Source organism: Brevundimonas diminuta 3F5N, from assembly GCF_900163625.1.
Classification (GTDB): domain Bacteria; phylum Pseudomonadota; class Alphaproteobacteria; order Caulobacterales; family Caulobacteraceae; genus Brevundimonas; species Brevundimonas diminuta_A.
In genome coordinates this window covers 1-9,839 of sequence record NZ_FUIE01000003.1, presented here as the reverse complement: position 1 = coordinate 9,839, position 9,839 = coordinate 1, and the positions used below count along the sequence as shown (strand labels likewise).

At 68.7% G+C, this 9,839-nt stretch carries 9 protein-coding genes; 5 read left to right on the top strand and 4 right to left on the bottom strand.

Features of this window, described 5'->3' with window-relative positions:
• Window positions 1-65: 65 nt before the first annotated feature.
• Entirely contained in the window at window positions 66-1,352 is a 1,287-nt protein-coding gene (locus FM111_RS00350) for a lytic murein transglycosylase (RefSeq protein WP_087138758.1), read from the bottom strand.
• Window positions 1,353-1,707: 355 nt separating this feature from the next.
• Between FM111_RS00350 and ykgO the strand changes: the two genes are divergently transcribed.
• The 4 genes from ykgO to FM111_RS00330 all read left to right on the top strand — a co-directional run bounded on the left by ykgO (window position 1,708) and on the right by FM111_RS00330 (window position 3,595).
• Window positions 1,708-1,833 (top strand): type B 50S ribosomal protein L36, encoded by a 126-nt coding sequence (ykgO, locus tag FM111_RS00345; RefSeq protein WP_003165750.1) that lies wholly within the window; start codon window positions 1,708-1,710, stop codon window positions 1,831-1,833.
• Window positions 1,834-2,137: 304 nt separating this feature from the next.
• Window positions 2,138-2,410, top strand: a complete 273-nt coding sequence (locus FM111_RS00340) for a DUF2312 domain-containing protein (protein WP_003165749.1) — start codon at window positions 2,138-2,140, stop codon at window positions 2,408-2,410.
• Window positions 2,411-2,475: 65 nt separating this feature from the next.
• Complete coding sequence (locus FM111_RS16590) at window positions 2,476-2,958, top strand: hypothetical protein (RefSeq protein WP_373407946.1); 483 nt, start codon at window positions 2,476-2,478, stop codon at window positions 2,956-2,958.
• A gap of 70 nt (window positions 2,959-3,028) precedes the next feature.
• Entirely contained in the window at window positions 3,029-3,595 is a 567-nt protein-coding gene (locus tag FM111_RS00330; RefSeq protein ID WP_087138757.1) for a hypothetical protein, read from the top strand.
• 62 nt (window positions 3,596-3,657) lie between these two features.
• Here FM111_RS00330 and FM111_RS00325 read toward each other — a convergent pair whose 3' ends face one another.
• From FM111_RS00325 to FM111_RS00315, 3 genes are all read right to left on the bottom strand, one after another.
• Window positions 3,658-4,314, bottom strand: coding sequence for a hypothetical protein (locus FM111_RS00325; protein ID WP_256968022.1), 657 nt, complete (start codon window positions 4,312-4,314; stop codon window positions 3,658-3,660).
• A gap of 115 nt (window positions 4,315-4,429) precedes the next feature.
• Window positions 4,430-5,899 carry a sigma-54-dependent transcriptional regulator gene (locus tag FM111_RS00320; protein ID WP_087138756.1) on the bottom strand — a complete coding sequence of 490 codons (1,470 nt, stop codon included), beginning with the start codon at window positions 5,897-5,899 and terminating at the stop codon, window positions 4,430-4,432.
• A 115-nt stretch (window positions 5,900-6,014) separates the two neighbouring features.
• The gene (locus FM111_RS00315) at window positions 6,015-7,811 is read right to left on the bottom strand and encodes a DUF4153 domain-containing protein (protein WP_087138755.1); all 1,797 of its coding nucleotides are present in this window, start codon (window positions 7,809-7,811) and stop codon (window positions 6,015-6,017) included.
• A 110-nt stretch (window positions 7,812-7,921) separates the two neighbouring features.
• On the opposite strand from FM111_RS00315, the gene FM111_RS00310 reads away from it, so the two are divergent.
• Window positions 7,922-9,709 (top strand): M3 family oligoendopeptidase, encoded by a 1,788-nt coding sequence (locus FM111_RS00310; protein ID WP_087138754.1) that lies wholly within the window; start codon window positions 7,922-7,924, stop codon window positions 9,707-9,709.
• The last annotated feature ends 130 nt before the right edge of the window (window positions 9,710-9,839 follow it).

The following is a 9,839-nucleotide window of genomic DNA, read 5'->3' as shown; positions in this document are numbered from 1 at the left end:
GCCGCCCCCCACCCGGCTTCGGCTGCGCCTCAGCCACCCTCCCCGGGACGGGGAGGGAGAGGCGGTTAGCGCGCCCGGCGGATCAGTTCATCCGCCAGCACGTCCGTCAGATAGCCGTCGGCCGTCCGCCCGTTCGCTTGCTGCCAGCGGCGCAGGGCGGCGCGGGTGTTGGAGCCGATGACGCCGTCGACGCCTTGCGTGTCGAAGCCCATGCGGGTCAGGGCCTGCTGGGCGCCGACGCGCTGGTCCCGCGTCAGGGGCCCGTCGTTGGGCCAGGAGGCTTTCAGCGCGGGCTTGCCGGTCACGCCGTCGGCGATCATGCCGATAGCCAGGGCGTAGCTAACCGAGTTGTTGTAGCGGCGGATGACGTAGTGGTTGGGCAGGGCCAGGAAGGCCGGGCCCTTGGCGCCTTGCGGCAGCAGGATGGCCGCGCCCTCGGCCGCCTCGGCGCTGTTGGGCGACGAACCGTCGGCCAGGCGCACGCCGCGCGCGACCCAGTAGGACCAGGGGTGCTTCGGCCCCTCGGCCTGGCTGTAGTCGAAATTGGAGGGCAGGGTGACTTCATAGGCCCAGCCCTGGCCGCGCTTCCAGCCCGCCTGGGCCAGCAGATTCGCCGCCGAGGCCAGGGCGTCGGCGTCCGAGCCCCAGATGTCGACCTTGCCGTCGCCGTTCTGGTCGACGCCCAGCCGCAGATAGTTGTCCGGCATGAACTGGGTCTGGCCCATGGCGCCGGCCCAGCTGCCCTTCAGCCCTGCGCGGTCGCGCTTGCCCGTCACGACGATGTCGAGGGCGTGCTTCAGCTGGTCCTCGGCCCAGGCGCGGCGGCGGCCGTCATAGGCCAGGGTCGCCAGGGAGCGGATGACGTCGAAATCGCCCTGAACCTGGCCGAAGGCGCTTTCCTGAGCCCAGACGCCCAGCAGGATTTCGGTCGGCACGCCGTATTTCTGGGTCACGTCCCACGGCACGCGGTCGACGCGCTGGCGGGCCATGGCGATTCGCGCCGGAGTGGTGGCATTCTGGATGTAGACTCCGGCGGGCCGCGAGAATTCGGGCTGGTTGCGGTCCAGGCGGATGATGCTGGGGTTCGGCGTCACGCTCTCCAGCTCGCGGGCGTACTCCCATTTGCGGGCGCCGCCGTGGCGTTCCAGGAAGCTTTGCTTCCAGGCGTCGAAGCTGGCGTGGTCATAGGCCTCGCTGAGGTCCGTCTGGGCGGGCGGGGGAGTGGGGGCCGGCGTGGCGGGCGCAGGCTCGACCACGGGCGGCGGCGCAGGCTGAGGCTGCGGCGGCGTGGGAACCATGGGGGTGCAGGCGGCGACCGAACCCAACAACAGAAGACGATAAGCGATAGGCATAGTCACAGGCTAACGCCCCCGAATTCCACGACCAATCACAAGCGCGCGAAGGCCTGATGAGTTTCCGTGATAAGGGTGAAAGCGCCGTTAACCATTCCTGAAAGCAGGCGGTTAATCTGCTGAATTTACATTGCAGCGTTCCCTGAGCACGGCCTGGTGGCGGAGGGGCGACGCGCCGGACGTGCATGTCCGGAGATCCTCCGTTCGACTCGGGGGCCAGGCCTCCAGCGGATTCCCCCGCGCGGAATGTTGACGAAAGGCGAGGGCCTCTCTATACGACCGCCTCCGCCGCAGGTTCGCCCGCGGCTCTTTTGTTTTACTCGCCCTCACGGGCCTCCAACCGGGACATCCGACCATGAAGGTCCGTAGCTCGCTGAAGTCGCTGAAGGGTCGCCACCGCGACTGCAAGATCGTTCGTCGCAAGGGCGTTCTGTACGTCATCAACAAGACCGATCCGCGCTTCAAGGCCAAGCAAGGCTGATCACGCGCGACCGGCGCGCCCTGTCTATATCAGGCGAGGCGCGCTGAACGTCGGTGGATGGGATGACTATCCACAGGGCCGCGGGCGTTGTCCGCGGCTTTTTCGCGTCCGCCGTTGAGCCCTGCGCCTGCGCGTGATTAGTGATTCTTTCCTAAATCGCCCTAACGACCTCTGGTCTGCTTGGGGGCGTGCTTTTCTCTTGCCCTGACGGCCCTTGGCCTGTTTGAGGGCGTAGTTCTTCCTGCCCTAACGGCCTTCGGCCTGCTTGAGGGCGCAGCCTGATTTTGAGTTCTGGAGTTCAGTCATGGACGACGCTTCCTTCGACGCCAGCCCCGACGTCCTGACCGCCACGGCCCAGGGCCGTCTTCGCTCGATCATCGAACGCCTGGAGCGCCTCGAAGAGGACAAGCAGGCCGTCATGGTCGACATGAAGGAGGTCTTCGCCGAGGCCAAGGGCGAGGGCTATGACGTCAAGGTGCTGCGCAAGGTCCTGCGCCTGCGTAAGCAGGACAAGGCCAAGCGTCAGGAAGAAGAAGCGATTCTGGACCTCTACCTGTCGGCTCTCGGCGAGATCTGAGGGAGGCGGGCCTGAAGCGCACGCCCTTCAAGCCCCCCAGCGACGGCTCTTCACGCTCCAGCAGCTTGAAGAGCGGCGGCGCGAAGTTGCGCTCCAGCGGCCTCTCGCGCTCAAGTAGCTTGAAGAGCGATAGCGCCGGCAAGACTCGCTCAAGCAGTCCGAAGGACGATAGCGCCTCCAAGCTGCGCTCAAGCAGTCCGAAGGGCGGTAGCGCTCCTAAAAAGAAACCTTCTCCAAGCCCCTGGGAGCTGCAGAAGGAAGCGGCGAAGCGGTCCGCGCTCAACGCCCTGAAACGCGCCCGCCGCTCGGCAGAGAAGGCGGGCGTTTCCCTGTCCGAGTGGGAGGGGGAGTTCCTCGATTCGGTGGGCGAGCGAATCCAGACTCACGGCCGCGCCTTCGCTGACCCGGAAAAGGGCGCGCCGGGCCAGGCGCTGTCGGCCATGCAGGGCCGCAAGCTGAAAGAGATCACAGCCAAGGCCAAGGGCGAGCCGCGTCGATTCGGACGACGTCGTGGAGAGGCCCCGCAGCCGCCCGACGAAGGCGAATGAGGCCTGCAACCGTCTAGCTTGGCCGCGCGTTGCGCCTGCGGATTTCCCATACTCTTGAGAGAGAAGACTGATGAAACGCTTCGCCCCCGCCGCCCTGACGGGCGGCCTTCTGAGCTTGAGCCTGGCGCTGGCCGCGTGCGGGGATCGTCCGGGCGCGGCGCCTGAGGCGGCTTCGGAAGCGACGCCGGACCTCAGCGGCGGCCCCGCGACAGCGTCCCAGGCGGTCAGCCCGTCGCCGGACGCCGCCCAGACGCTGCCCGCCGTCGATGAAGCGGCGGCGCGCACCTTCGTCCGCGACGCCGGCTCCACCCTGGAGGTGTTGACGTTCGACCGGGTCGGCTCGGTGACGAAGGAGGGGATGGTGAAGGGCTATGCGGCGCCGGTCTATGCCGTGCCCGTGGCGTCGGGCCAGACGCTGAAGGTCGCCTTCAAGCCGTCGAACACTAATTTGTATTTCAACATCAGCGATGCGGCTGACCAGAGCGGCGCGGCCGTGTTCCGGGGCGAGGTTGACGGTCAGGCGGCCGAGCTGGAGGCCTCGAAGGACACGACCTACGTCATCACCCCCTTCCAGCCTCGCGCGACGGCGCGCCGGGGGTCGGAAGGCGGCTATAGCCTGACGATCAGCCGGAACTGACGTCGGAAAAGATAAGGCTGGTGAAGGGCGGCGGACGCGAAATCCGCCGCCCTTTTCGCCGTCTAGGGCAGGGCGTTTAGGCGCATGGCCGACAGATAGGGCTGATAGGCCGTGCGCGCGGCGGCGGCCCCGGACAGATCATCCTGCTCGATGTGGATGGTCAGGCCGTAGCGGCCCTTGAGCGCGCTCATCAGCGAGCCGACGCGGCCGCCCGAATCCTTGGGCTCGACGCCGATGACGACGGGCTCGCCGGTCGGGGCCTCCATGACCACGGCCAGATAGTCTTCGCCGCCGATCGAGGCCAGGGCGGGCGGGGAGGACAGGGCCATCTCACGTACGCCCTTGGTCATCTCCACGCCTGCGACGACGCTCTTGAAGGCGGTCTCCTGAGCGCCCGCGAGCAGGCCGGACAGGGCGCCGCTTTCCTCGGGAACCGGCGCCTTGGAATCGATCAGCAGGATTTCGGCGCTGGTCCCCGGCTCGCCATAGGTCATGGAGACGGAGAAGGCCTGGCACTCGATCTCGGTTAACGGCTTGCCGGCGATGGTCTGGGCCGTCGGCATGGCGGCCAGCAGGGGGTGGTTCTCGCACTCGGGCGGCAGGGCGACCTTGGTCGCGGCGGCGGCTTCAACCCCGGCCGGGGCTTCGGGGTTGGAGCAGGCGGCGGTCAGGGCGGCGACGGACGCCAGGGTCAAGGCGACGGCGGTGTGGCGAAACAAGAGGGGCGGCTCCCTTCCATGAACAGGACGCAGGGAAGGTGTGGCCCGGAAAGTCCGCCTTTGGAACCCCGGACGGAAACGATCGGCCCTGTTTCGGGCCGCGTCCGGGACGCCCTCAGCCGGCTTCCTTGAGCTGCTCTTCCAGGCCCTGTTCGCGAACCTTGCGGTAGAGGGTGGAACGGCCGATGCCCAGACGGCGGGCGATCTCGGACATGTGGCCGGAATAGACCTCGATGGCGTGCTGGATCAGATCGCGCTCGATCTGTTCCAGGGTGCGGACGTGGCCGCGGTCATCGGTGATGCGGACCGGGCTGTCGTGCTGGCCGTCCTCGTCGGTCGCGGCGGCTGCGGAAGCCGAGGCGGGCGCGTCCTCGCCGCTGGGCGCGACAGCCATGGCGTCCAGCGGCACGGCGACGCCCGAGATGGCCGGGAAGTCGTGCGGCTGCAACAGGGGCGAGTCGGCCAGGACCAGGGCGCGATAGACCGCATTCTCCAGCTGGCGGACGTTGCCGGGCCAGTCGTGGCCTTGCAGCAGGGCCAGGGTCTCGGGCGAGCAACCGGCGACGCGCTTGCCCTCCTCGACGTTGAAGCGGGCGATGAAGTGCTCGACCAGGGCCGGGATGTCTTCGCGGCGTTCGCGCAGGGCCGGAGCCTCGATCGGGAAGACGTTCAGGCGGTAGAAGAGGTCTTCGCGGAAGGCGCCCTCCTTCACCTGCTGGGCCGGGTCGCGGTTGGTGGCCGAGACGATGCGGACGTCGACCTTGACCGGGCGCTTGCCGCCGACCGGGTCGACTTCGCCCTCCTGAAGGGCGCGCAGCAGCTTGACCTGCATGTCCAGCGGCAGCTCGCCGATCTCGTCCAGGAACAGGGTGCCGCCGTTCGCCTCGACGAACTTGCCGGCGTGTTTCTCATGGGCGCCGGTGAAGGCGCCCTTCTCGTGGCCGAACAGGATGGATTCGACCAGATTGGCGGGCAGGGCGCCGCAGTTCACCGCGATGAAGGGCTTGCCCGCCCGGTCCGAGGCGCCGTGCAGGGCGCGGGCGATGACTTCCTTGCCGACGCCGCTTTCGCCGGTGATCAGCACGGGGATGGAGGATTTGGCCGCGCGCTGGCCCAGCGCCTTGACCATACGCATGGGGGCGCTGTCGCCGACCATGTCGTCGAAGGAGGAGCGGCCGGTGGCGCGCTTCTTCAGGCGGCCGATCTCAGCGGTCAACTGGGTCATCTGCAGGGCGTTGCGCACGCCGACCAGCAGGCGTTCCGGCCCGACCGGCTTGACGAAGAAGTCCTGGGCTCCGGCCTGCATGGCCTTGACCACGGTCTCGATGCCGCCGTTGGCCGTCAGTACGATGACCGGCGTCGGAACGCCCGCCGTGCGCATTTCGGCCAGGGCCTCCATGCCCGACAGGCCGGGCATGACGAGGTCCAGAAGCACCACGTCGGCGCCGCCGCCCTTGGTCAGACGGTCGATGGCCTCGCCCCCGCTTTCGGCGTGGACGACCGCATAGCCTTCACGGTCCAGCACCGCCTGAATCAGGCGGCGCTGCGTGGGATCATCGTCGACGACCAGAACGGTCTTGGCCATTTGAGCACACCCTTCAACATCACCATCGAACGGCCGTCCTCATTGGTTCGGGACTGGCTCGTTTCGACACAACCCTAGAACGGAGGGAATGAAGATCGGGTTTCGGAGACCTGAGTCAGGGGTTAACGGCGGCGGGCTTTGGACAGGCGGTTTCCGGCTGCAGCCGCCCGATCACGGCGCCTATGTGCAAGTCGGGCCAGGGCGCGGCGGCGGCCTTCAGGTCAGGATGCTTGAGCGCCTCGCGCAGGTCGCGGCCGCTGGGGCCGGGGCAATGCGGCACCTGATAGGCGCCCTGGTGGATCCAGCGGCCGTCAGCGTCCAGAGCGAACAGGGCGATGCTGTAGGCGGTCGCCAGCAGGATCTCATCGCGGCCGTCGCCGTTCAGGTCGCGCTGTGCGGCGAGGCAGGTGTCGTCGCTGTTGCAGGCGTAGCGCGGATCGCCGGACGACGCCGGGGCCATGAAGGCGGCGGGCAGGGGCTTGTTCGCCGGCCAGGGGGCGATGGTGGGGGCGCGCGGCGGCAGGGCGGCTTCCTCGACGTCATAGCGCGAGGTCGAGGCCTGGACCGCCTTGGCGCGGCGGGCGACCTCGGCGTCTGAGGATTTCGCCAGTTCGGCCAGGGCGGCGCGTCCCGTCTTGCCCGCGCCGAAGCGCAGGAAGGCGTAGTCGAACTGGGCCGCGCTGACGGCGCCGCGCTTCAGCCGGGCGGTCTGGTCGTTGACGGACAGGCGGGCCGGATCGGCCAGGGGGCTGAACAGGGCCAGGATGACCAGCACCGTCAGGACGGCGGCCAGGACGTTGGTGCGCTCCAGCGGCTTCATCCAGGCGCTCTTGCGCCACAGGGGCGACAGGGCGGCCCAGCCGTAGCCGACGGCGTAGAGGACGCCCACAAGGGCGCAGGCCGCGGCGATGATGCGGTCGGGCGTCAGGCCGTGCTGGCCGATGCGAAGGCTCAGACCCCAGACGGCGATCAGGATCAGCGGCGTCAGCAGCACCGAGGCGACTCGTACCGCCAGACGCAGGGCGGCGGGCGGCAGATTGTCCTCGCGCCCGTCCTGATAGGCGGTGTTGATCAGCACGATCAGGGCGGCGGCGGCCGACAGCACCAGGGCCGTGGCGCTGCCCGTCTTCCACAGCCCGTCCAGGCCGGTGAAGGGCAGGGCGGCCAGGAAGCCCGCCACCAGGACGGTGATGACCAGCAGAAGCCAGGACAGCAGCATCAGCGCCACCGTCCGCACGCCTCGGATCAGGCCGCCGCGCACGTCGGTCAGTTGCACCGCCACGGCGAAGACCAGACAGGTGACGGGAATGGAGAACCACTCCTCGCCCAGCAGATCGGACAGGAAGCTGAGGCCGATGACGCGGAACAGGGCCGCGCCCAGGAACAGCAGCAGCCAGAAGGCGCCGGTGAAGCCCAGCGACAGGACCAGCTGCACGCCAGCCTTCCACGCCGTGTCGAAATAGTCGTCGTAGTCGGCGATCCAGCGCCGCCCCTCGACCGCGGGGACGATCAGGTGATGGGCGATGAACAGGGCGGCTGCGGCGAAGGCCACGACGGGAAAGCGCAGATAGGGCGGGCGGAAATAGTCGCTCGCCTGCTGGGCCGCATCGTGCCAGCCCAGCAGCGCCAGCACCGCCGCCGCGATCGCGCCCCACAGCGCCAGCGTCTTCCATCCCAGCCGCCCGGCGCCGGCCAGCAGCATGATCGGCGCGAACGCCGCCGCCAGCACCAGGGCGGCGAACAGCGAAGGCTGCGTCGCGGGCCAGGTCAGGGCTGTGACGTCCGATGCTGAGCGATACAGCAGATAGAGGATCAGCCCCTGGATCAGGCCGATCCCGATGCGGACGGCGGCGAGGCCGCGCGCGCCTTCAAGCGAGGCGCGGCCGGTGGGATCGGTGGCGAGGTGGGTCATATTTGAACAGTGCTCGATATCGGCCCGGAAGGGAAGTCCGCTTTTCCTTCCCCCCTGCGGGAGAAGGTGGCGGCTTGCATCGCGCCGCCCGCCTCCCCACAACCAAGGGCATGAACGCGCCCGTCAAACCGACCGAATTCGCCGACGCCCCGCTGTGGGATCTGTCCGACCTCTACGCCTCGCGCGAGGATGCGCGCATCGCCGCCGATCTGGAGCGGGCCAAAGGGTTGGTGGAGCGGATGAACGCCTGGCAGGGGCGGTTGGCCGCGCTGTCGGGCGCTGAGTTGGGCCGGGCGCTGGACGAGGCGATCGGGCTTTATGAGCAGGCGGCGGACGTGATGGGGGCCTTGGGCGCCTATGCTTTCCTGGCCGCTTCGACCAATCGCGAGGACGCGGCGGCGCAAGGGTTCGAGGCCGATGTGCGCGAGAAGCTGACGGCCATCGCCACGCCGACTGTCTGGCTGACGCTGGAGATCAATGCGCTGGACGAGGCGGCGGTGGAGGCGGCGCTGGCGGCCCATGCGCCCGCCGCGCGCTGGGCGCCGTGGCTGCGCCGGGTGCGGGCGATGAAGCCGCATGAACTGTCGGCCGAGCTTGAGACCTTCATCGCCGAGCGCGGGCCGATCCAGGCCCAGTGGCCGCGTCTGTTCGACGAGACTCTGGCCGTGCTGCGCGCATCCGTCGGGGATGAGGAGCTGACCCTGGCCGAGGGGTTGAACCGTCTCAGCGACGCGGACGGCGCCAAGCGTCAGGCGGCGGGCGAGGGCCTATCGGCGGCGTTTTCCGGCATCGCCCGGACCATGGCCATGGTGCTGAACACCGTGGCCGCCGAAAAGGCGCTGGAGGACCGCAAGCGCGGCTTCAAACGCCCCGCGGACAGCCGCCATCTGGGCAACGAAGTCGACGGGGAGAGCGTGGACGCCATGGCCGAAGCGGTGGCCGAAGCCTATCCGCGCCTGTCGCATCGCTATTATGCGTTGAAGGCGAAGGCGATGGGCAAGGAGCGGCTGGCCCACTGGGACCGCAACGCCCCGATCGAGGCGGCGGCGTCGCGCGCCTATGACTGGGCGGGCGGGCGCGAGGTGGTGCTGTCCAGCTTTGCGGATCTGGGCGGCGACTTCGCCGAGCGGGCGGGCTGGTTCTTCGACCGGCCGTGGATCGACGCGCGGGCGCGGGCAGGCAAGCAGTCGGGCGCCTACGCCCACCCGGTGACGGCGGATCGGCACCCCTATGTCTTCCTGAACTGGATGGGCGAGCGGCGCGACGTGCTGACGCTGGCGCATGAATTGGGCCATGGGGTGCACCAGACGCTGGCGGCGGGGCAGGGGTCGCTGCTGGCCGATACGCCGCTGACGCTGGCCGAGACGGCCTCCATCTTCGCCGAGGGGCTGACCTTCGACCGCCTGCTGGCCGAGGCGACGCCGGACGAGCAGCGCGCCCTGCTGGCGGGTCGGATCGAGGACGGGTTGAACACGGTCGTCCGCCAGATCGCCTTCCACCGCTTCGAGACGCGCTTCCATGACGAGCGGGCGGCGGGCGAGGTTCCGGTCGAGCGCATCCGCGAAATCTGGATGGAGGAGCTGGGCGCCAGCCTCGGCCCGGCGGTGGACCTGAAGGGTTATGAAGACTGGTGGGCCTATGTCGGCCACTTCGTTCACGCGCCCTTCTATGTCTACGCCTATGCGTTCGGCGATCTGCTGGTCGCGGCGCTGATGGAGACGCGGGCCAAGGATCCGGCGGCCTTCACGCCCCTGTATCGCGAACTGCTGTCGGGCGGCGGGGCGCGGACCTATGTCGAGGCGTTGAAGCCGTTCGGCTTGAACCCGCGCGACCCGGTCTTCTGGACCATCGGGACCAAGCGGTTGGAAGGCCTGATCGACCGGTTCGAGGCGCTGTAAGCGGGGCCTTCTCCCCTTGAGGGAGAAGGTGGCTGGCGGAGCCAGACGGATGAGGGGTGTGTACGCAACACAGGCCGTGGGGCGAAGGACGTTGCAAAACTCTCACCGTCGCGCAGACACCCCTCATCCG

Coding starts and splice junctions, on each gene's coding strand:
- FM111_RS00350 (WP_087138758.1), bottom strand. CDS start 1,352: ATGCCTATCGCTTATCGTCTTCTGTTGTTGGGTTCGGTCGCCGCCTGC.
- FM111_RS00330 (WP_087138757.1), top strand. CDS start 3,029: ATGAAACGCTTCGCCCCCGCCGCCCTGACGGGCGGCCTTCTGAGCTTG.
- FM111_RS00310 (WP_087138754.1), top strand. CDS start 7,922: ATGAACGCGCCCGTCAAACCGACCGAATTCGCCGACGCCCCGCTGTGG.
- FM111_RS00315 (WP_087138755.1), bottom strand. CDS start 7,811: ATGACCCACCTCGCCACCGATCCCACCGGCCGCGCCTCGCTTGAAGGC.
- ykgO (WP_003165750.1), top strand. CDS start 1,708: ATGAAGGTCCGTAGCTCGCTGAAGTCGCTGAAGGGTCGCCACCGCGAC.
- FM111_RS00320 (WP_087138756.1), bottom strand. CDS start 5,899: ATGGCCAAGACCGTTCTGGTCGTCGACGATGATCCCACGCAGCGCCGC.
- FM111_RS00340 (WP_003165749.1), top strand. CDS start 2,138: ATGGACGACGCTTCCTTCGACGCCAGCCCCGACGTCCTGACCGCCACG.